Source organism: Tritonibacter multivorans (assembly GCF_001458415.1).
Taxonomy (GTDB): domain Bacteria; phylum Pseudomonadota; class Alphaproteobacteria; order Rhodobacterales; family Rhodobacteraceae; genus Epibacterium; species Epibacterium multivorans.
This window is the reverse complement of the sequence record NZ_CYSD01000039.1, coordinates 187,418-207,814: the sequence shown is the minus strand read 5'-3', so window position 1 is coordinate 207,814 and position 20,397 is coordinate 187,418. Positions and strand designations below refer to the sequence as shown.

The following is a 20,397-nucleotide window of genomic DNA, read 5'->3' as shown; positions in this document are numbered from 1 at the left end:
AACTGCTCAGTCCGCGCGCAAGGAAGCCGCATCGTAGGCGCCGCTTAGTCGGCATCTTCAACCAAGTCAAAAGTCGCCTGTGCCCGCACCCGACCGTTGACCATAACCTCGAGCAGATGCGCGCCCGGCACCAGTGTAAAGGTCGAGGCATTGGCCTTCAGACCATGCGCCTTGGACAGGGTCAGCCCGGATGTGCCGATCTTGGCTTGTTTCAGCTTGTAGACCTTGACCGAAGACTTCCCCCCTGGCCGACAGAAGGTGATCCGGTAGTCCACCAAAACGCCTGCGCCGGTTGCCCCCTGGATGTCACAAGAAAACGCCAGTTTCTCACCAATGACAGCCGAGGCCGGACAGGACAGTCTGACATCGACGTCCATATCGGGGTCATAGCCCAGCAGCGCCAGCGCCCCGGGATGACCGGCTTTGACCAACCCGCGCAGCGCATGGGCGGTGATCCAGGCCATCTCTTTTTCCGCCTGCTGGCCTTGTGCCTGCCAGGCTGTCAGGGTGTCGACCACCAGCTCTGCATCTTTTTTTGCAATATCATTCAGGTGATTGGCCACCGACCGGGTCACATAGCGGGTGCGATCCCCGTAAAGCCGCGCAAGAACCGGCAAGGTTGCGTCAAACGGCAAGCCTACCGCCTGCCCCCATGGCAGACGTGGTCGCGTTCCTTCGCTCGCCAGCCTCCGGATATGGTAGTTGTCGTGCGCGCACCAATCCGCAACCCGCGCCAGGGTTTCCTCGGGCCAGTTCAGCAGAAACGGGCGCAGCGCCCATTCCATCGAAAACCGCTGGGTGATCTCTTCCAGCAGGTCCAGCCCCAGATCGCGGCTGTCTTCCGTGACCAGATCGGTGACCCATTCCCCCAAAGGCGCATAGATGAAATCGCCAAAGTCATCATCTGTCAGGGTCGGATCCAATGGTGGCGGCAGGGCGGCGCGCAGCACCGGGGCAATGGTGTGCAGATCCCCCGGCACATGGCGTTGCAGGCAGTCTGCGATCCAGCTGATCCTGGCCTTCAGCTCCAGATCAAGCATCCGGCTCATGACGTCGCCCGTAAAACCGGCAGCGCTGAAGCCCGGCGCGTGCGGCGCAAACAGCGCCGCCAGCCCTTCTATTTTGGTCGCGTTAAACAGCTCATCCTTGAGAGAATAGCCCTGATCCACCTGCGCCGTGCGTGCCATCCGTCTGCCCTCAGAGCGTCGCGTTAGTCGCGCCGCCATCCAGCAGAATATTCTGCCCGACGATAAAGCCCGCATGCTGCGAACATAGGAACGCGCAGGTCGCACCGAATTCCTGACGGGTGCCATAGCGGCGCGCGGGAATCGTCGCCTCGCGATTGGCGCGCGCCTGCGTCAAATCGATGCCTTGCTGTTGGCTAACACCGGTGTCGAGTGACAATGCGCGATCCGTGTCGTGAATGCCGGGCAGGATATTGTTGATAATAACGCCATGCTCGGCCACCTGCCGTGCGGTACCGGCCACATAGCCGGTCAGCCCAGCCCGGGCCGAATTTGACAGCCCCAGCACCGCGATCGGCGCTTTGACCGACTGCGAGGTGATGTTGACCACCCGGCCCCACCCCTTTTCAATCATCCCCGGCATCATGGCTTTCATCAAGGTGATCGGGGTCAGCATATTGGCGTCCAGCGCCGCAATGAAATCGTCGCGTTCCCAATCAGACCACAAGCCCGGCGGCGGGCCGCCCGCGTTATTCACAAGGATATCAACTCCTTCCGCTGCGGAAAGCAGTTTCTCTTGCCCTTCGGCCGTGGTCACATCGCAGGCCACGGTCACCACATCCACGCCAAAGCGGGCGCGAATATCAGCCGCTGCGGCCTCCAGTGCCTCTGCACCGCGCGCGTTCATCACCAGGTCCACGCCTGCCTCAGCCAGGGCCTCAGCACAGCCCAGTCCCAAACCCTTGCTTGATGCGCAGACCAGCGCCCGTTTGCCACGAATTCCAAGATCCATTTCGAACTCCCCATTTTGTCTGTTGAGCGATTGATGGCACAGCATCCCCACCCAGACCAGAGGTGCTTTCGCATTCTCGCCCCCAAGGGGCCGAGTTCCGGTCACATTTACGGCTTAGAAATTCTAAAAGGTTAAGATAAAACACCCTCGACCTCACAAGACCTGATTTGCCCTTCGACCCAGAAAGCCCGCCCGTGCCTGACGCCCCCCCCCTGCCCAACCCGTTCCCGGGCACCAGCCAATCGATCCAATCGATCCCCGCCTATCGCGCGCGGTCCTTTCGGGTGGAACTGGGGGCCAATATGGGCGACAGCCTCGGTGTGCTCGAGGATCTGATGCTCGATGATATCTACGAACTTGCCGCAGGCAGCGACCCCGCCCGCCTTGGGCTGGTTGCCGAAGGGGACGGCAGTTTCCGCGTGCACAGCGACACGCAGGTGGGCGCACCCGGCGCACAGTTGCATCTGGACTGCGCCCTGACCCTGATGCCTGACAGCGGCCCAAACGTCGATGCGCTGGTGATGGTCGAAGTGGACACCGACCACATGATCGCCGAAATCTACCTGCTGCCGCTTGCCCCGCTACAGGTGGAAACCGGCTACCGACTGGTCAGCGCCAGCCGTGACCGTGCCCGAACCACCCTCGCGCAGGCCGCCTGCGTCGCCTTCAGCCGGGGCACCCATATCACCATGGGCACCGGCGAACAGCGCCCGATCGAAGACCTGCGCCCCGGTGACAAAATCCTGACCCGCGATGCAGGCATCCAGGAGGTCACATGGATCGGCCAGACCACAACCCGCGCGGTGGGGGCCATGGCGCCGATCCTGATCCGCGCAAATGTGCTGAACAACACCCGCGACCTTTTGGTCAGCCCGGATCACCGGTTGATGGTCTATCAACGCCACGACGCGCTTGGCGCGGGCAGTCCCGAGCTCTTGGTGCGCGCGGCGGATCTGGTCAATGGCACCAGTGTCGTGGTGCAAGACGGCGGCTATGTGGATTACTTCCAGATCCTCTTTGACCGCCATCACATCATCTATGCCGAAGGCATCGCCGCCGAAAGCCTGCTTCTGGACCCGGTCACCCGCACCGCCCTGCCCGAGGACGTTTTGACCGCGATCACCGCACAGGCCGCCCATGGCCCGTCGCACGCCCCAGCTCATGGCCCGCGCGCCAACCATGGGCTCGAGGTGAAAGAGACCCTCCTGAACCGCCCCGACGCGGTGGACCTGCTGAAGCGGGCGTCGCTGCGCTAAGCCGCGCCAAAGTTACCCCAAGGTCAATCCCTCTAAAATTCAACGTTGAATTGCACTCTCCCTAAGGGGGATTCTATGTTTGGCGAGGCCATTTCGCGCCAAGATTTTAGAATTCACTTTTTTGAGACAGTTCTTTGACATCAAATTCTTTGCTTGTGACAACCGTCAAAAACGAAGGCCCCAATATTCTTGAATGGGTGGCCTATCACCGCGTGATTGGTTTTGATCAGATCCATATCTACCAAAACGACAGCGACGACGAGACTCAGAAAACCCTGCGCACTTTGGACCGATTGGGCGCCATTCGCTATTTCCGCAATGACTGCCCTAAAAAGCAATGGCAGAACAAAGCCTATCGCCGCGCCTCTTTCCATGCGGATTTCTCCGCCGCCACATGGTGCATGGCGCTTGACGGGGATGAGTTCCTGAATGTGAAACTCGGCGAGGGCAAGGTTGGTGATCTGGTCACCGCGTTGGGTCATGCGGATGAAATCCGGCTCAACTGGCGCAACTTCGGCTGTGGCGGCCATGTCCCGCTGTCCTCGGATCTGATAACAGAACGCTTCACCCTGACCGACGAAGCGCGTCGGATCATGGACCGCCGTATGGGGTTCAAGACCCTTTTCAAAACCAAAAGTTTCCACCGCCCTGGCATCCATGGGCCACGTGCCTGTCAAAAGACAGATCCGGTGACTGTAAACGGCTCCGGGCTGAACTGGGGGCTGTTGCCGAACCCCACCTGGCGCAGCACTGATCCTTTGATGCGGGCGGTCGCGCAGGTCAACCACTACCCTTTGCGGGATCTTTCAAGCTTTCTCCTCAAAAGCCGCCGCGGCAGCTCCTCTCATCCGGATCGGGAGGTGGAACTGGCCTATTGGAACCGCTTCAACTACAATTTCGAAGAAGATCTGACCATTCAGCGCCACCTGCCTGCGGTGCGCGAAGAAATGGCGCGGCTCGACAAGTTGAGCAAGGGACGGCTGTTTATGCTGCGCGCCCGGTCGCTTGAGCTGTGGCAAGAGAAGCTGTCCCAAATTCTGGCAACCCAAGAGGGCAAAGCTCTGGAGCAGGCGCTGATGGCAACCATAGCGTCGCAGCCCAACCGCGAGCGAGCAGCCTGACCCCTTCGGATCCCTGCTTTCCCTTGCCTCAGGCCGCATTTCTGGCTAAGGGCTGGCCCATGTTGGACACCGCACAAAACCGCCCCGACCTGCCGCCCGAGATCGCGCGCCGTCGCACCTTTGCGATCATCTCGCACCCGGATGCCGGCAAGACGACCCTGACTGAAAAATTCCTCCTTTATGGGGGTGCCATCCAGATGGCCGGTCAGGTGCGCGCAAAGGGCGAAGCGCGCCGCACGCGCTCGGACTTTATGCAGATGGAAAAGGATCGCGGGATCTCGGTCTCGGCCTCGGCGATGTCCTTTGATTTCCAGAACTTCCGCTTCAATCTGGTGGACACGCCCGGCCACTCGGACTTCTCGGAAGACACCTATCGCACGCTGACCGCGGTGGATGCGGCAGTGATGGTGATCGATGGTGCAAAGGGTGTGGAAAGCCAGACCCAGAAGCTGTTCGAGGTCTGCCGCCTGCGCGACCTGCCGATCCTGACCTTCTGTAACAAGATGGACCGCGAAAGCCGCGACACCTTTGAAATCATCGACGAAATTCAGGAAATGCTGGCGATCGACGTAACGCCCGCCAGCTGGCCCATCGGTGTGGGCCGCGACTTTGTCGGCTGTTATGACATTCTGCGCGACCGTCTGGAGCTGATGGACCGCGCCGACCGCAACAAAATCGCTGAAAGCATTCAGATCGAAGGTCTGGATGACCCCAAACTGGCCGAGCACGTGCCCGCGCACCTGCTGGAAAAGTTCCTCGAAGAAATCGAAATGGCCAAGGAACTCCTGCCCACGCTAGATCCGCAGGCGGTTCTTGAGGGGCACATGACCCCGATCTGGTTCGGCTCTGCGATCAACTCTTTCGGGGTGCAGGAGCTGATGAACGGCATTGGCCAATACGGCCCCGAACCGCAGGTGCAATCCGCCTCGCCACGCGAAATCGCGCCCGAGGAAAAGAAAGTTTCCGGCTTTGTGTTCAAGGTCCAAGCGAACATGGACCCCAAGCACCGCGACCGCGTCGCCTTTGTGCGCATGGCCTCTGGTCACTTCAAACGCGGCATGAAGCTGACCCATGTGCGCAGCAAGAAACCCATGGCCATCTCTAACCCGGTGCTGTTCCTCGCATCTGACCGCGAACTGGCGGAAGAGGCCTGGGCCGGCGATATCATTGGTATTCCCAACCACGGCCAGCTGCGCATTGGCGACACGCTGACCGAAGGCGAAGCGCTGCGCGTCAGCGGCATCCCGTCCTTTGCCCCAGAACTGTTGCAGGGCGTACGCGCAGGCGATCCAATGAAGGCAAAGCACCTGGAAAAGGCGCTGATGCAATTTGCCGAAGAGGGCGCCGCCAAGGTGTTCAAACCCTCCATCGGCTCTGGCTTTATTGTCGGCGTTGTGGGCGCTCTGCAGTTTGAGGTTCTGGCGAGCCGGATCGAACTGGAATACGGCCTGCCGGTGCGCTTTGACCAATCGCAGTTCACCTCCGCCCGCTGGGTCACCGGTGACAAAACTGCGGTCGACAAATTCGTCAACGCCAACAAACAGCACATTTCTTATGACCACGACGGCGACATCGTATATTTGACTCGCCTGCAATGGGACATCGACCGCGTGGTGCGGGATTATCCCGACATTACCCTGTCGGCGACCAAGGAGATGATGGTCTGAGCCTTCTGCCCCAAGCCCCCCTTTCAAGTCGGCGCGCCTTATGACGCGCTGGGGGCTTGTGGCGACCATAAAGGCAGAGGCGCACGAGATCCTAGGCTTTGCCGCACACCACCTCGAGGCAGGCGCGCACCGGTTGTTCCTGTATCTGGACGCCCCCTGCCCGGCTGCGATGGTGCTGCTTGAGGCGCATCCTAAAATACGTGTCACGCTGTGCGATCGGGCTTACTGGGACCGCAACCACGGCTACCGCCCCGGCAAACATCAGGTCCGACAGGCGCTCAACGCCACCCGCGCCTATCAAAAACAAGCCCGCGATGTGGATTGGCTTATTCATATGGACGTGGACGAATTCATCGCAGGTCCCGCCCCTCTTGCTGCCGTGCTCGCGGCGCAGCCCACGGAACAGCAGGCGCTTCGGATCCGCCCGGCAGAGGCGCTCGCCGGGTCCGACACCCATTTCAAGCGCTTTCTCGGCAATGCTCCCAAGACCCGTGATCTGATCGACCAAGTGTACCCAGAATTTGGCCGCTACCTGCGCGGCGGTTTTCTCAGCCACCTTCAGGGCAAGGTTTTGCTGCGCACCGGGATGGGAGCGGTTGAAGTGAAAATCCACAATGGGTTTCTGGATGGTGAAATCCCTGCTGCGGATCTCGAAGGCTGGGATTTGTGCCATTTCCACAGCCCCGATTGGGACAGATGGTTGGCCAATTTTAACTACCGCTTGGATCGCGGCTCCTATCGGGAAGGTCTCGCTGCCGCGCGCCCCAATACGCAACCGCTCCATCACGTCCTGTCGGCGCTGTACCACAGCGAAGGAGAAGCCGGCCTGCACCGCTTCTTTGCCGAGGTCTGCGCCGACAGCCCGGCTCTGCGGCAGCGGCTGGCAGCCGTGAATGGGATCTGTCAGCACGCGCTCAATCGCGCCGAAACCCGCAGTCGCCATTTCCCCCAATTTGGCCAATCTGCAACCAACAAGGCCTAGGGTCATCAAAACCGGTTGCAATGGCCGCTAATATTTGACGATCAATGCCAATTTTGTTATGTCGCCCCTCAAGCCGGCAGCCCTGTTTCAATGGGCGAGACTGCCAACCGGCGTTGATGAAACACGCGCGGGCCAGGTCAGTGTCCGCAATCATGGACACATATGACAAAATTTGCCGATCTGAACCTTAACCCCAAGGTCCTCAAAGCTATTGAGGAAGCCGGGTACGAATCCCCCACCCCGATCCAGGAGGGCGCGATTCCCGCGGCACTCGAAGGCCGCGATGTTCTGGGTATTGCTCAGACAGGCACCGGTAAAACGGCGTCTTTCACCCTTCCGATGATCACGCGGCTTGCCCGCGGTCGGGCCCGGGCGCGCATGCCACGCTCGCTGGTTCTTTGCCCAACCCGTGAACTGGCCGCTCAGGTGGCTGAAAACTTCGACACCTACGCAAAACATGTGAAGCTGACAAAAGCGCTGCTGATCGGTGGCGTGTCCTTCAAAGAGCAGGACGCGGCAATTGACCGTGGCGTGGACGTGCTGATTGCCACCCCCGGTCGCCTGCTGGACCATTTCGAGCGCGGCAAGCTGCTGCTCACCGGTATTGAGATCATGGTGGTCGATGAGGCCGACCGGATGCTCGACATGGGCTTCATCCCGGACATCGAACGCATCTTCTCCTTGACGCCGTTCACCCGTCAGACATTGTTCTTCTCGGCCACTATGGCGCCAGAAATCGAACGGATCACCAACACCTTCCTGTCTGCACCGGAACGCGTTGAGATCGCCCGCCAGGCGACCACATCCGAAAACATCGAACAGGCTGTGGTCCTGTTCAAGGCGTCGCGCAAAGATCGCGAAGCCACCGAGAAGCGCCGCGTTCTGCGCGCTCTGATCGACCAGGAAGGCGAAAGCGTGCAAAACGCGGTGATCTTCTGCAACCGCAAGATGGATGTGGATATCGTCGCAAAATCGCTGAAGAAATACGGCTATGACGCCGCTCCGATCCACGGTGACCTGGACCAGAGCCAGCGGACGAAGACCCTTGATGGCTTCCGTGATGGGGCGCTTAAGATCCTTGTGGCCTCTGATGTGGCCGCCCGTGGTCTGGACGTGCCCTCCGTGAGCCATGTGTTCAACTTTGATGTCCCCGGCCACGCCGAAGACTACGTCCACCGGATTGGTCGCACAGGCCGTGCAGGCCGTGACGGTAAGGCAATTACCATCTGCTCCACCCGTGATGAAAAACTGCTCGAAGCCGTAGAAAGCCTCGTTCAGAAGGAAATCACCCGGCTGGAGAACCCGGTAAAGGTTGAACCGCGCAAACCGCGCAAAACCGCAGCCGACACCGACGCGCCGAAAGAAGAAAAGAGAACCCGTAGCCGTAAAACGGCGGACAAGCCGGAGAAGAAGACCGAAGAAAAGGTCGAGGCAGCGGCAAACACAAATACGTCGACCCAAACCGAACAAAAACCCCAGCGTGGTCGAGGTGGCAAAGGCCGCAATGACCGCCGCGACGACAAGGTTGTGGTCGGCATGGGCGATCACCTGCCCAGCTTCATCGCGCTCAGCTTCGCGGAGCGCCGCGCAGGTTAAGCCCCGCGCCCCCATAAACACAGCGAACCGCCCCGGCCTTGCCGCGGGCGGTTTTCTTTTATCTCAAATTTCGATTTGCGCGTGCCGCATAACGGCAATGAGGGATCAACCGGATCTCAAAGCGCCGTGTTAGCGCTATATACAAACGCAGATGAACCGAGAGGGAAAAGACATGACACAGACCGAAATGCACTACCCGACTCTGGCTGAACTCAAAGCTGTCGAAGCCGAAGTCCATCGCCTGCGCGGAGAAGCGGCACGGGATATGGCTCGCTCCCTATTTGCATTTGTACTGCGCCTGATCAAATCCCCTTTTGCGCATCAGCAAACTGCCTGAACACCGAAGGGATTGCCCTTCAAAGGTCCCCGAACACAAAAACGCCCCGGCCTCGCGGTCAGGGCGTTTTTCTTTTGGCCAGAAATACTCCGGGGGTCAAAGGGGGCAGCGCCCCCTAGCCCGGAATCAGCTCAGCGCATACGGCTGACGATGATGGTGGCTTCCGGTTTCTTGCCAATCTCCTGATTGGCGGTATTGCGTGCAATCCGGCGCAGCTCCTGCTCCAGCTTGTCGTCATCTTTCAGGGTCTTGGCCCCTGCACGCATAACGAACTGGTGCAGATCCGCTTCCATGATTTCCACCAGAGCCGCGTCAGAAGCCCCGGTTTCAGCAACACCCTTCAGATCAACCCAGGGCTCGCCCAGCGGCTCGTCATCTTCGTCCATAATGACGGTGACCACCACATGACCATTGAGCGCCATGCGAATACGGTCACGTACCACGCCGTCCATGGCACCAATTTTGACGGACCCATCCAGATAGGTACGACCGGTGTCAATGTAATCAGCCACTTTAGGTGCATCCCCGGTCAGATCCATCATCATGCCGTTGACAGCGATCGCGGACGCCATGCCCTTCTTTTCGGCCAGACGCGCGTGCTGACGGAGATGGCGGTGTTCGCCGTGCATCGGGATCACCATCTGCGGTTTCACGATCTCGTGCATCTTTTCCAGATCCGGACCATTGGCATGGCCCGACACGTGATAGAGGCCCGAGCTGTCATCGACCACATCCACGCCCTTCTCGGAGAACTGGTTCATGATCCAAATCACGCCCTTCTCATTGCCCGGAATGGTCTTGGAGGAGAACAGGAACAGATCGCCCTCTTTCAGCTCCATACCGCGGTATTTGCCGCGGGCCAGCTGTGCGGTGGCGGCCCGGCGTTCGCCTTGCGAACCCGTGGTGATCAACATCAGGTTCTCGCGCGGGATTTCCTGCGCTTCTTCGACTTGGATCACCTTGGGGAAATCGGTCAGAACACCGGTCTCCAAGGAGGCCTCGATCATCCGGCGCATGGCGCGACCCAGCAGTACAATAGACCGCCCTGCCCGCTCACCAGCCTCCGCCAATGTCTTCACCCGCGCAACGTTCGACGCAAAGGTGGTTGCCGCCACCATGCCGGGTGCTTCCGAGATCAGTTTGGTGATCGCCGGGGCCAGTTCGGATTCGGAACGTCCTTCGTGCTGCGAGAACACATTGGTGGAGTCACAGACCAGGGCTTTGACGCCGGGTTTGGAGATTTCCGCCCAAAGCTCGGGGTCGAACGGCTCACCCACAATCGGGTTGTGGTCGATCTTGAAGTCGCCGGTGTGGATCACACGGCCCGCCGGGCAGTCGATCAGCAGACCACCGCTTTCCGGGATAGAGTGCGAGATCGGCACAGCCGACACGGTGAACGGACCCAGCTCCAGCTTTTCTGGATACGGAGAGACGGTGATGATCTTTTCCGGATCATGGCCACGCTCTTCCATCTTCCGACGGGCGAGGTTCGCGGTGAAAGCACGGGCATAGACCGGCACATTCAGGCGGTCATAGAGATGCGCCACCGCGCCAATGTGGTCTTCGTGGCCATGCGTGATGAAAATGGCCTCTAGCTGGTCGGCGCGTTCGGCCAACCAGCTGATGTCGGGCATGATCAGATCCACGCCCGGCGTGGTGTCCATATCCGGGAAGGCCACGCCCAGATCCACGAGGATCAGGCGCTCTTTGCCCGGCTCACCATAGCCATAGACATAGGCGTTCATGCCAATTTCACCTGCCCCACCGAGGGGGAGGTAGATCAAACGTTCGGTGCTCATAAGGTGGTACCGTTTTCCTTGTTGTATTCGTGGATGATCCGAAGCCCTTGCATGGTCAGATCCTCCTCGAAGGCGTCAAAAAGTTCTGCTGTTTGCTGGAAGAGAGGCGCCAGCCCGCCGGTTGAAATCACTTGCATGGGCGCGCCGTGCTCGCCTTTGATCCGGTCGCAGATCTCGCGCACCAGACCGACATAGCCCCAGAACACGCCGGATTGCATGCAGGTCACGGTGTTGGTTCCAATGACCTTCTGGGGTTTTGAGATGTCCACGTGCGGCAGCGCCGCCGCCGCGTGGTGCAGCGCCTCGAGGCTGAGGTTCACGCCGGGGGCAATCACGCCGCCCACATAGGCCCCATCATCCGCCACGACGTCAAACGTGGTCGCGGTGCCGAAATCCACAACGATAAGGTTACCGCCGTATTTCGCGTGACCCGCCACGGTGTTGACCAGACGGTCAGGGCCCACCGTGGTGCCGCTGTCGACACGGGTGTCTACCGGCAGCAGGCATTCAGGTTTGCCCACCACAAGGGGACGTGTATTGAAATAGCGATCGGCCAGGACACGCAGGTTGAACACAACCCGCGGCACCGTCGAAGAGATGATCACATCGGTGATATCTGCCTTGATCCCGCGCATGTTCATCAGCGTCGACAACCAGACATAGTACTGATCCGCCGTGCGCTGCCATTCGGTAGACGTGCGCCAGTGCGCGATCTGCGTATTGCCGTCATAGATCGCAAAAACCGTGTTTGTGTTGCCGCAGTCCACTGCCAAAAGCATAAGCGCGCCCCTTAGAAGAAGATATCGCCAGCGGGGATTGTGATCTCACCCTTGGCGGTTTTGAGGACAAGATTGCCTGTCTCGTCTATGGTTTCAAAGGTGCCGCTGTGCTCATCCCGTGCCGTGCGCGCGGTGATCACCTCGCCCAGCTTGGCTGCCCGTTGCAACCAGGCGGCACGGATCGGGGCAAAGCCATAAGTCACAAAACTGTGTTCATGGCGCGCATAGGCAGCGGCCAGCACGTCAAGGAATGTTTCCGGGTCGACCTGCACACCGCGCTCGGACAGCAGCGACACCGGCCAGACCGCGCCGGGCTCCAGCCATTCTTTCATCGGGGTTTCGCGAAGGTTCACGCCAATCCCAATGGACAGGTAGCTTACCCCGCCTAGCTGACCCGCGCTTTCCAACAGGATCCCGGCGAGCTTGCCACCATTGAGCAAAACGTCATTCGGCCACTTCAGCGCCAGCCCATCAGTGCGGCCTGTAACAGCCTCAACCGCATCATAGAGCGCGAGGGCGGCCACAAAGCTGCGCAGCGCGATCTGATCCGGACTGCCTTCGGGACGGTACACCAGCGTGCCCGCGAAATTGCCTTTGGGATCTTTCCAATCACGCCCCCGCCGACCACGGCCTTTGGTCTGGCGCAGCGCAAGGATCCATTCGGGACCGGAAAGTGTGGGGGCAATACGGGCGGCTTCGTCCAAGGTGCTATCCACCTCTGCAAGAACCCGGCGTCCGTATCCTGTTGGCCAATCAATCATAACCGCCCCTTTATCAGCCGTGTGAGCAAAAGGCAAAAGGCCCGGTCACTTGGACCGGGCCTTTTACGAAATGATCTTGCGTCTTATTTGACAAGTGTGGCCGCCGCGGCCTCAGCCGCGCCTTCAACACCCAATGTGGTCAAGGTGCCAACAACCATCAGGCCCGCCCCGACAACAAAGAACGCCAGCAGAACCGGAGAGCGGTTGGTCTCTACCCCTTCGACCTCTTCGCCAAAGTACATGTAGTAGACAATGCGCAGGTAGTAGAAGGCACCGATCACAGATGCGACCACACCAAGGATCGCGAGCCACGCAAGGCCAGCGTCAAAGGCCGCCTGCAGCACCATGAACTTGCCAAAGAAGCCCAGCATCGGCGGCACACCCGCGAGCGAGAACAAGAGGATCAGCATCCCCAGCGCCCGGCCCGGTTCGCGTTTGGCGTATTGGTTCAGGGCATTGATGTCGGTCACGGGTTTACCGTCACGCTCCAGCATCAGGATGAAGGCAAAGGTGCCGATGTTCATCGCCACATAGATGGACATATAGACCAGCAGCGCCTCAACACCCAGTTGGGTGCCAGCGGCCAGACCCATCAGCGCATAGCCCATATGGGCAATCGACGAATAGGCCATCAGGCGTTTGATGTCCGTCTGACCAATCGCAGCCACTGCGCCAAGGAACATGGACGCCACAGACAGAAGCGCGACAATCTGGCTCCAGTCGGCGATCGCCAGACCAAAGGCATCGTGCATCACGCGGGCAAACAGGCCCATCGCTGCAACCTTTGGGGCAGAGGCAAAGAACGCCGTAACCGGGGTCGGCGCGCCTTCGTAGACATCTGGCGTCCACATGTGGAACGGCGCGGCCGAAACCTTGAACGCCATGCCAGACATCAGGAAAACCAGACCAAACAGCAGACCCAAGGTCAGGTGACCGTGTTCCGCCGCCTGAATAATGCCCGAAAACTTGGTGGTGCCTGCAAAGCCATAAACCAGCGATGCACCATACAGCAGCAGGCCAGAGGACAGCGCCCCAAGGACAAAGTACTTCAAGCCTGCCTCGGTGGATTTCACACTGTCACGACGCAGGGCCGCCACAACATAAAGCGCCAGCGACTGCAGCTCGAGCCCCATGTAAAGCGCCATCAGGTCACCGGCCGAAACCATGACCATCATGCCCACGGCAGACAGCGCAACCAGCAGCGGATATTCGAACCGCAGCATATCGCGGCGGCTCATGTATTCCTGCCCCATGATCATCACAGCAGCGGCGGACAGCAGAATTGCCACTTTGGCAAACCGCGAGAAGGCGTCATTGACGATCATGCCATTGAAAGCTTCTTCGGTGCCAGCACCAGAGGTGCCGATCCAAATGGCAAGAACCACCATCAGGGCCGAGGTGGACCAGATCAGGATCGGTCCCAGCTTGTCTTTGACCGTGTAGACCGCGCCCAGAAGGGCAGCCATCACATAAAGGGACAGGACGATCTCGGGGAGAACGACGGAGAGATCAGCTTGCATCTCGAGCGGCTCCTTAATGCGATGCGGCCACGGTGACATCGGCAGACGACCCAAGGTCGGCTGCTGCCACTGCGGTATTGAGGGTCTCGACCAGCGCCGTTGTCGACGGGCTGATCACATCGGTGACGAGCGCCGGGTAAACACCCAGCAAAAGGGTCATGGCCACCAGCGGCGCAAAGATCCATTTCTCGCGCGCGTTCATGTCTTGGATGGTCTTCAGGCTTTCCTTGATCAGGTCACCAAACACCACGCGGCGGTAGAGCCAAAGGGCATAACCCGCCGAGAAGATCACACCAGAGGTCGCCACAAAGGCCACCCAGGTGTTCACCTGGAACACGCCCATCAGGGTCAGGAATTCACCAATGAAACCAGAGGTGCCCGGCAGGCCCACGTTGCCCATGGTGAAGAACATGAAAACCAGCGCGTAGGCAGGCATACGAATGACCAGACCGCCATAGGCGTCAATGTCACGTGTGTGCATCCGGTCATAGATCACGCCGACACACAGGAACAGTGCAGCAGAAATGAAACCGTGGCTCAGCATCTGGAAGATCGCGCCGTCAATGCCCTGCTGGTTGCCCGCAAAGATACCCATGGTCACAAAGCCCATATGCGCAACGGACGAATAAGCAATCAGCTTTTTCATATCATCCTGCACCATCGCCACAAGCGAGGTGTAAACAATCGCGATCGCCGACATCCAGAGGATGACATCTGCCATGACCTCGGACCCGACCGGGAACATCGGCAGGCTGAAGCGCAGGAAGCCGTAGCCGCCCATTTTCAAGAGGATCGCCGCCAGCACCACAGACCCTGCGGTGGGCGCCTGAACGTGCGCGTCCGGCAGCCAGGTGTGCACCGGCCACATCGGCATCTTCACCGCAAAAGAGGCAAAGAAGGCAATGAACAGCAGCGTCTGCATGCCGCCCAGCACGTGAATGCCCATCACCGAGAAGCTCTCGTAAGAGAACTGATGCGCCATCAGCGTCGGAATGTCGGTGGTGCCCGCATCAAGGAACATCGCAACCATCGCCACCAGCATCAGCACAGAGCCAAGGAAGGTGTAGAGGAAGAATTTGAACGACGCATAGATGCGGTTCGCACCGCCCCAGATGCCGATGATCAGGAACATCGGGATCAGGCCGGCCTCAAAGAATACATAGAACAGCACCAGATCCAGCGCCATGAACACGCCGAGCATCAGCGTTTCCAAGAGCAGGAAGGCAATCATGTATTCCTTGACGCGGGTGCTGACGCCCCAGCTGGCCAGAATGGTCAGCGGCATCACGAAGGTGGTCAGCATGACGAAGAGGACAGAGATGCCGTCAACGCCCAGCTTGTATTTCAGGCCAAATATCCAGTCGCGTTCTTCCACAAACTGGAAGCCGGTGTTGGCCGGGTCGAACTGTACAAAGATAATGACGCTCACCAGAAAGGTGATTGTGGTGGCCAGCAGTGCGACCCATTTCGCGTTCTGCTGTGCCGCCGCGTCCTCACCACGCAGGAACAGGGCCATAACGGCCGCCGCCAGCGCGGGGATGAAGGTTACGATGGAAAGAATATTGTCCATCAGTGCGATCCTCCGCCGATCGACATCCAGGTGACCAAGGCGGCAATGCCCAGCACCATCCAGAAGGCGTAAGTGAAGATGTAACCGGACTGCGCCCGGCCAGCGAGACGGGTGAAGAAAGGCACAATGCCCATAGCAACACCATTAAGGAAGCCGTCGATGGTCTTGCCATCGCCCTTCTTCCAGAAGAAGCGACCAATCGCGAGCGCAGGCTTCACAAAGACCACATCGTACAGCTCGTCAAAGTACCACTTGTTTTTGAGGAACAGGTACAGTGGACGCTGTTGTTCGGCCAAACGCTTGGGCAGGTCAGGCTTCACGATGTAGAACAGGAAGGACAGACCAAAGCCCAAAAGCATGGCGATGAATGGGGCAACCTTGACCCATTTCGGCGCGTTGTGCGCATCGGTCAGGACATGGTTGTCCGGCCCCATATAAAGCGCGCCCTCTCCCGGTTTGCCCGCAAAGACATAGTGGTGATCGTCATGACCTTTGTCATGGCCTTCTTCACCGTGACCTTCGTCATGGGCATGGTCATCATGGTCATGGTCGTCGTGACCGTCGGCCTTCGCATGGTCATCATGCGCAGCCTCAGCGTAAGGCACACCATAGAATTTGCCGACCTTGTCTTCGTGACCGAAGAAAGAGTTGTACCACAGCATGCCCGAGAACACGGCGCCCAGTGCCAGAACACCCAGCGGCACCAGCATGACCATCGGGCTTTCATGCGCGTGTTCATGCGTGTGCTTGTCGCCGCGCGGCGTGCCGTAGAAGGTCAGGAAGATCAGGCGCCAGCTATAGAACGACGTCATCGCCGCGGCGATCACCAGCATCCAGAAGCCATACATCGATCCGCCCGCATAGGCGCTCTCGATAATGGCGTCTTTGGACAGGAAGCCCGCAAAGCCAAAGGTGGTGAGCGGAATACCCACACCGGTGATGGCCAGCGTACCGATCATCATGGCCCAGAAGGTATAGGGGATCTTTTTGCGCAGACCGCCATAGTTCATCATGTCCTGCTCGTGGTGCATCGCGTGAATGACGGAGCCCGCGCCAAGGAACAGCATCGCCTTAAAGAAGGCGTGGGTGAACAGGTGGAACATGGCAGCGGAGTACATACCAACGCCAGCGGCCACAAACATGTAGCCCAGCTGCGAACAGGTCGAATATGCAATCACGCGTTTGATGTCGGTTTGCACCAGACCCACGGTGGCTGCGAAAAACGCGGTGGTCGCGCCCAGTACGGTGATGAAGGCGGTGGCTTCCGGTGCGAACTCCATCAATGGCGACATGCGGCAAACGAGGAACACGCCCGCGGTCACCATGGTTGCCGCGTGGATCAGCGCCGATACAGGCGTCGGGCCTTCCATCGCATCCGGCAGCCAGGTGTGCAGGATCAACTGCGCCGATTTACCCATCGCACCGACAAACAGCAGGAAGGCCAGCACATTGGCCGCGTTCCAGTCGCGCCACAGGAAGGAGATCTCTGTTTCCGCCAGCTGCGGGGCAGCCGCGAAGATTTCGTTGAAGTTGATACTGTCGGTCAGGAAGAACAGACCAAAGATCCCCAGCGCAAAGCCAAAGTCACCCACACGGTTGACGATGAAAGCCTTCATCGCCGCCGCACCGGCGGATGGCTTGCGGTAATAGAAACCAATCAGCAGGTAGGACGCGACGCCGACGCCTTCCCAGCCAAAGAACATCTGAACGAGGTTATCGGCGGTCACCAGCATCAGCATGGCGAAGGTAAAGAAGGACAGATAGGCAAAGAAGCGCGGCTTGTAGCTTTCGCCGTCTTTCCACTGCGGGTCATGATCCATGTACCCAAAGGAATAGAGGTGAACCAGCGAAGACACGGTGGTGATCACGATCAGCATGATCGCGGTCAGCCGGTCCACGCGGAACTGCCACGACGTATCAAGCGCGCCGGACTGGATCCAGGTCAGGATATTGACCGTGTAAGTGCCGTTTTCATGCGCGCTTGGGTCAAAGGTCAGGAAGACGATCCAGGACAGAAGCGCCGTGAAAAACAGCAGCCCTGTCGCCGTGATCATCGCGGCTTTTTCACCGATGAACTTGTGGCCAAAGCCACAAATTATCGCGCCCACAAGCGGGGCAAAGAGGAGGATGGTTTCCATAAACACTTAGCCCTTCATCACGTTGATGTCTTCCACGGCAATGGTGCCGCGGTTGCGGAAGAAGCAGACAAGGATCGCAAGGCCAATGGCGGCCTCGGCGGCGGCGACGGTCAGCACGAACAGCGTGAAGACCTGCCCGACCAGATCCCCAAGGAAGCTGGAGAACGCCACAAGGTTGATGTTCACCGCCAAGAGCATCAGTTCGATGCTCATCAGCAGGATGATGACGTTCTTACGGTTCAGGAAGAGCCCGAAGATGCCGATGACGAACAGTGTCGCCGCGACGGTCAGATAATGTTCAAGTCCGATCATTGCTCAAAGCCCCTTCAAAGCCCTTGGCCCGGTTTGATGTCCTTGAGCTCCATCGCAGCCGCCGGATCACGCATCATCTGCGCGATCACGTCCTGACGTTTAACGTCGGTGCGGTGGCGGAGCGTCAGAACGATGGCGCCAATCATGGCGACCAACAGGATCAGGCCCGCCAGCTGGAACAGAAGGAAATATTGGTCGTAGATAATAAGGCCCAGGGCCTCGGTGTTGTGGCGGTCCGCCGGGATCGGTTGCGCCAGATTTTCGGCTGCACTATGCGCGCTTTCCCATGCGCCAAAGGCCATGACGAACTGCATCAGGATCACGAGGCCAATCAGCATCGCCAGCGGCATATAGCGCGCCATCTCTGCTTTCAGCTCGGCAAAGTCCACGTCCAGCATCATCACCACAAACAGGAACAATACGGCGACCGCCCCCACGTAGACGATGACCAGAAGCATGGCGACAAATTCAGCCCCCAACAGCACAAACAGCCCGGCCGAGGAAATAAAGGCCAGGATCAGCCACAGCACCGAATGAACCGGCTGACGGCTGATCACCGTGAACAGCCCGCCGGTTATGGCGCTGATGGCGAAGAGGTAAAAGGCAAAAACCATCATGTCTCATCGTCCCCTTTGTGGTCCATGACCTCGCGCGCCAGTTCAAGCGCCCGGTTCATGGCCGGGATGCCGGCAAAGCCGGACATCAATCCGATCGTTTCCACGATCTCTTGTTTCTTCGCGCCCGCCTCGAGAGCATGACGCACGGTCTGGCGCAGGGCCGTGTCGGCCTGTGCACCCTGCATTGTCAGACCCGCCAAGGTCAGAAGCAGGCGGGTCTTGGCATCAAGGCCATCTTTGTTGATGGCGTTCCCAAAGAGCATATCCATCATCTCTTTGGGCATTGTGGGCCAGAGCGCCTCGAACTCTTTGAAGGCATCCTTGGAGGAGAACTGCTCCAGCGCCGGGTTGAGGGCCTTGGCCATCTCCTGCGCCTGTTGCATCATCGCTTCGAAAGGGTTCTGCGGCTTGTCTGTCATTGGCCCGTCCTTATCTGTATGGCGCGTCCAGTTCGAGGTTGCGCGCGATCTCGGCTTCCCAGCGTTCGCCGTTCGCCAGCAACTTGTCCTTGTCATAGAACAGCTCTTCGCGGGTCTCCGTGGCGAACTCGAAATTCGGACCCTCGACAATTGCATCCACCGGGCAGGCTTCTTGGCAGAAGCCGCAGTAGATGCACTTTGTCATGTCGATGTCATAGCGTGTGGTGCGGCGAGAGCCATCTTCGCGGGGTTCCGCGTCAATGGTGATCGCCTGCGCCGGGCAGACCGCCTCGCACAGTTTACAGGCAATGCAACGCTCTTCCCCATTGGGGTAGCGGCGCAGCGCGTGCTCACCGCGGAAACGCGGGGACAGCGGGCCCTTTTCATGCGGGTAGTTCAGCGTCGCCTTGGGGGCAAAGAAATACTTCATCCCCAGTTTGAAGCCCTGCCAGACGTCCTGCAGCAGGAAGTATTTGGCGGCGCGGGTGTAATCAATCTGCGTCATGATCAGCCTCCAGTGGTCCAGCGGGCAAACGCCCCCCAGAACCAGTCGAATTTTGCAGCAAAGGCGACAAAGACCACCCACACCAGCGAGAACGGCAGGAACACTTTCCAACCAAGGCGCATCAGCTGGTCATAGCGGTAGCGCGGGGTGATCGCCTTCACCATTGCGAAGAGGAAGAAGAAGAACGCCATCTTGGCGACCATCCACAGCGGGCTGTCCGGCAGGAACGGGATTGGCGACAGCCAACCGCCGAAGAACAGCAGCGTGGTCAGCGCGCACATCAGGAAGATGGCGATGTATTCGCCCGCCATAAACAGCAGGAACGGGGTGGAGGAATATTCCACCTGATAGCCCGCCACCAGTTCCGATTCCGCTTCCGGGAGGTCGAACGGCGGGCGGTTGGTTTCCGCCAGGCAGCTGATAAAGAACAGAAAGACCATCGGGAAATGCGGCAGCCAGTACCAGTTGAACAGACCCGCACTGCCGTCTTGGGCGCGAACAATGTCACCAAAGTTCATGGAACCGGTGGACAGGATCACACCAATGATGATCAGGCCGATGGAGACCTCGTAAGAGATCATCTGCGCAGCAGAGCGAAGCGAACCGAGGAACGGGTATTTGGAGTTCGACGCCCAGCCGCCCATGATCACGCCGTAGACTTCCAGCGAAGATACCGCAAAGACATAGAGGATCGCGACATTGATGTCCGACAGGACCCATGTGTCATTGAACGGGATCACCGCCCAGGCGATCATCGCCAGAACAAAGGACGTCAGCGGCGCAAGGATGAACACGGCGCGGTCGGAACCGGCGGGGATCACCACCTCTTTGACGACATATTTCAGCGCGTCCGCCACGGTTTGCAGCAGGCCATAGGCGCCCACAACGTTTGGGCCCCGGCGCATCTGCACCGCAGCCCAGATTTTGCGGTCGCCATAGACCAAAAACAGGAGCGAAATCATCACAAAGGCCACAACGGCCAGAGTTTGCGCCAGGATAATCAGGGCAATGCCGCCTGGGGTGTTAAAGAAATCAGCCATA

General features: G+C 59.2%; 19 protein-coding genes. 6 read left to right on the top strand and 13 right to left on the bottom strand.

The window, feature by feature from the left end; all coding sequences use genetic code 11:
• Positions 1-44 precede the first annotated feature (44 nt).
• Together TRM7557_RS14415 and TRM7557_RS14410 are read right to left on the bottom strand one after the other, a co-directional pair.
• Positions 45-1,169 carry a hypothetical protein gene (locus tag TRM7557_RS14415; RefSeq protein ID WP_058291061.1) on the bottom strand — a complete coding sequence of 375 codons (1,125 nt, stop codon included), beginning with the start codon at positions 1,167-1,169 and terminating at the stop codon, positions 45-47.
• A gap of 28 nt (positions 1,170-1,197) precedes the next feature.
• Complete coding sequence (locus TRM7557_RS14410) at positions 1,198-1,977, bottom strand: SDR family oxidoreductase (protein WP_058290923.1); 780 nt, start codon at positions 1,975-1,977, stop codon at positions 1,198-1,200.
• Positions 1,978-2,279: 302 nt separating this feature from the next.
• Here TRM7557_RS14410 and TRM7557_RS14405 point away from each other — a divergent pair, with 302 nt between their 5' ends.
• The 6 genes from TRM7557_RS14405 (at position 2,280) to TRM7557_RS20080 (ending at position 8,936) form a co-directional block, all read left to right on the top strand.
• Positions 2,280-3,233 carry a Hint domain-containing protein gene (locus tag TRM7557_RS14405; RefSeq protein WP_082626623.1) on the top strand — a complete coding sequence of 318 codons (954 nt, stop codon included), beginning with the start codon at positions 2,280-2,282 and terminating at the stop codon, positions 3,231-3,233.
• Between the two features lie 155 nt (positions 3,234-3,388).
• On the top strand, positions 3,389-4,354 hold the full coding sequence (locus TRM7557_RS14400) for a glycosyltransferase family 2 protein (RefSeq protein ID WP_165592467.1): 966 nt from the start codon (positions 3,389-3,391) through the stop codon (positions 4,352-4,354).
• A gap of 59 nt (positions 4,355-4,413) precedes the next feature.
• A complete protein-coding gene (locus TRM7557_RS14395) occupies positions 4,414-6,021 on the top strand; it encodes a peptide chain release factor 3 (RefSeq protein ID WP_058290921.1) in 1,608 nt (535 codons plus the stop codon).
• Between the two features lie 40 nt (positions 6,022-6,061).
• Positions 6,062-7,003, top strand: coding sequence for a glycosyltransferase family 2 protein (locus TRM7557_RS14390; protein ID WP_058290920.1), 942 nt, complete (start codon positions 6,062-6,064; stop codon positions 7,001-7,003).
• A 162-nt stretch (positions 7,004-7,165) separates the two neighbouring features.
• A complete protein-coding gene (locus TRM7557_RS14385; RefSeq protein ID WP_058290919.1) occupies positions 7,166-8,599 on the top strand; it encodes a DEAD/DEAH box helicase in 1,434 nt (477 codons plus the stop codon).
• 172 nt (positions 8,600-8,771) lie between these two features.
• A complete protein-coding gene (locus TRM7557_RS20080; protein WP_165592466.1) occupies positions 8,772-8,936 on the top strand; it encodes an RSP_7527 family protein in 165 nt (54 codons plus the stop codon).
• Between the two features lie 131 nt (positions 8,937-9,067).
• Here TRM7557_RS20080 and TRM7557_RS14380 read toward each other — a convergent pair whose 3' ends face one another.
• The 11 genes from TRM7557_RS14380 to nuoH form a co-directional block, all read right to left on the bottom strand.
• Complete coding sequence (locus TRM7557_RS14380; protein WP_058290918.1) at positions 9,068-10,735, bottom strand: ribonuclease J; 1,668 nt, start codon at positions 10,733-10,735, stop codon at positions 9,068-9,070.
• Positions 10,732-11,514, bottom strand: coding sequence for a type III pantothenate kinase (locus TRM7557_RS14375; RefSeq protein ID WP_058290917.1), 783 nt, complete (start codon positions 11,512-11,514; stop codon positions 10,732-10,734). The genes TRM7557_RS14380 and TRM7557_RS14375 overlap by 4 nt, the downstream gene beginning before the upstream one ends.
• 11 nt (positions 11,515-11,525) lie before the next feature.
• Positions 11,526-12,275, bottom strand: coding sequence for a biotin--[acetyl-CoA-carboxylase] ligase (locus TRM7557_RS14370; RefSeq protein WP_058290916.1), 750 nt, complete (start codon positions 12,273-12,275; stop codon positions 11,526-11,528).
• A gap of 83 nt (positions 12,276-12,358) precedes the next feature.
• A complete protein-coding gene (nuoN, locus tag TRM7557_RS14365; RefSeq protein WP_058290915.1) occupies positions 12,359-13,795 on the bottom strand; it encodes an NADH-quinone oxidoreductase subunit NuoN in 1,437 nt (478 codons plus the stop codon).
• A gap of 13 nt (positions 13,796-13,808) precedes the next feature.
• Positions 13,809-15,365: an NADH-quinone oxidoreductase subunit M gene (locus tag TRM7557_RS14360; RefSeq protein WP_058290914.1), complete on the bottom strand. Its 1,557-nt coding sequence runs from the start codon at positions 15,363-15,365 to the stop codon at positions 13,809-13,811.
• Positions 15,365-17,503: an NADH-quinone oxidoreductase subunit L gene (gene nuoL / locus TRM7557_RS14355; RefSeq protein WP_058290913.1), complete on the bottom strand. Its 2,139-nt coding sequence runs from the start codon at positions 17,501-17,503 to the stop codon at positions 15,365-15,367. Before nuoL ends, TRM7557_RS14360 begins: the two co-directional genes overlap by 1 nt.
• A gap of 6 nt (positions 17,504-17,509) precedes the next feature.
• A complete protein-coding gene (gene nuoK / locus TRM7557_RS14350; protein ID WP_005624625.1) occupies positions 17,510-17,815 on the bottom strand; it encodes an NADH-quinone oxidoreductase subunit NuoK in 306 nt (101 codons plus the stop codon).
• A gap of 14 nt (positions 17,816-17,829) precedes the next feature.
• Complete coding sequence (locus TRM7557_RS14345) at positions 17,830-18,432, bottom strand: NADH-quinone oxidoreductase subunit J (protein ID WP_058290912.1); 603 nt, start codon at positions 18,430-18,432, stop codon at positions 17,830-17,832.
• Positions 18,429-18,851: a carboxymuconolactone decarboxylase family protein gene (locus TRM7557_RS14340; protein ID WP_058290911.1), complete on the bottom strand. Its 423-nt coding sequence runs from the start codon at positions 18,849-18,851 to the stop codon at positions 18,429-18,431. Before TRM7557_RS14340 ends, TRM7557_RS14345 begins: the two co-directional genes overlap by 4 nt.
• 10 nt (positions 18,852-18,861) lie before the next feature.
• Positions 18,862-19,356, bottom strand: coding sequence for an NADH-quinone oxidoreductase subunit NuoI (gene nuoI / locus TRM7557_RS14335; RefSeq protein WP_058290910.1), 495 nt, complete (start codon positions 19,354-19,356; stop codon positions 18,862-18,864).
• 2 nt (positions 19,357-19,358) lie between these two features.
• Entirely contained in the window at positions 19,359-20,396 is a 1,038-nt protein-coding gene (nuoH, locus tag TRM7557_RS14330) for an NADH-quinone oxidoreductase subunit NuoH (RefSeq protein WP_058290909.1), read from the bottom strand.
• Between the last annotated feature and the right edge of the window lies 1 nt (position 20,397).

What these genes read in the sequence shown, in the direction of transcription:
- TRM7557_RS14410 (WP_058290923.1), bottom strand. Translation starts at nt 1,977, where the DNA reads ATGGATCTTGGAATTCGTGGCAAACGGGCGCTGGTCTGCGCATCAAGC.
- TRM7557_RS14405 (WP_082626623.1), top strand. Translation starts at nt 2,280, where the DNA reads ATGGGCGACAGCCTCGGTGTGCTCGAGGATCTGATGCTCGATGATATC.
- TRM7557_RS14395 (WP_058290921.1), top strand. Translation starts at nt 4,414, where the DNA reads ATGTTGGACACCGCACAAAACCGCCCCGACCTGCCGCCCGAGATCGCG.
- TRM7557_RS14390 (WP_058290920.1), top strand. Translation starts at nt 6,062, where the DNA reads ATGACGCGCTGGGGGCTTGTGGCGACCATAAAGGCAGAGGCGCACGAG.
- TRM7557_RS14385 (WP_058290919.1), top strand. Translation starts at nt 7,166, where the DNA reads ATGACAAAATTTGCCGATCTGAACCTTAACCCCAAGGTCCTCAAAGCT.
- TRM7557_RS20080 (WP_165592466.1), top strand. Translation starts at nt 8,772, where the DNA reads ATGACACAGACCGAAATGCACTACCCGACTCTGGCTGAACTCAAAGCT.
- TRM7557_RS14380 (WP_058290918.1), bottom strand. Translation starts at nt 10,735, where the DNA reads ATGAGCACCGAACGTTTGATCTACCTCCCCCTCGGTGGGGCAGGTGAA.
- TRM7557_RS14375 (WP_058290917.1), bottom strand. Translation starts at nt 11,514, where the DNA reads ATGCTTTTGGCAGTGGACTGCGGCAACACAAACACGGTTTTTGCGATC.
- TRM7557_RS14370 (WP_058290916.1), bottom strand. Translation starts at nt 12,275, where the DNA reads ATGATTGATTGGCCAACAGGATACGGACGCCGGGTTCTTGCAGAGGTG.
- nuoN (WP_058290915.1), bottom strand. Translation starts at nt 13,795, where the DNA reads ATGCAAGCTGATCTCTCCGTCGTTCTCCCCGAGATCGTCCTGTCCCTT.
- TRM7557_RS14360 (WP_058290914.1), bottom strand. Translation starts at nt 15,365, where the DNA reads ATGGACAATATTCTTTCCATCGTAACCTTCATCCCCGCGCTGGCGGCG.
- nuoL (WP_058290913.1), bottom strand. Translation starts at nt 17,503, where the DNA reads ATGGAAACCATCCTCCTCTTTGCCCCGCTTGTGGGCGCGATAATTTGT.
- nuoK (WP_005624625.1), bottom strand. Translation starts at nt 17,815, where the DNA reads ATGATCGGACTTGAACATTATCTGACCGTCGCGGCGACACTGTTCGTC.
- TRM7557_RS14345 (WP_058290912.1), bottom strand. Translation starts at nt 18,432, where the DNA reads ATGATGGTTTTTGCCTTTTACCTCTTCGCCATCAGCGCCATAACCGGC.
- TRM7557_RS14340 (WP_058290911.1), bottom strand. Translation starts at nt 18,851, where the DNA reads ATGACAGACAAGCCGCAGAACCCTTTCGAAGCGATGATGCAACAGGCG.
- nuoI (WP_058290910.1), bottom strand. Translation starts at nt 19,356, where the DNA reads ATGACGCAGATTGATTACACCCGCGCCGCCAAATACTTCCTGCTGCAG.
- nuoH (WP_058290909.1), bottom strand. Translation starts at nt 20,396, where the DNA reads ATGGCTGATTTCTTTAACACCCCAGGCGGCATTGCCCTGATTATCCTG.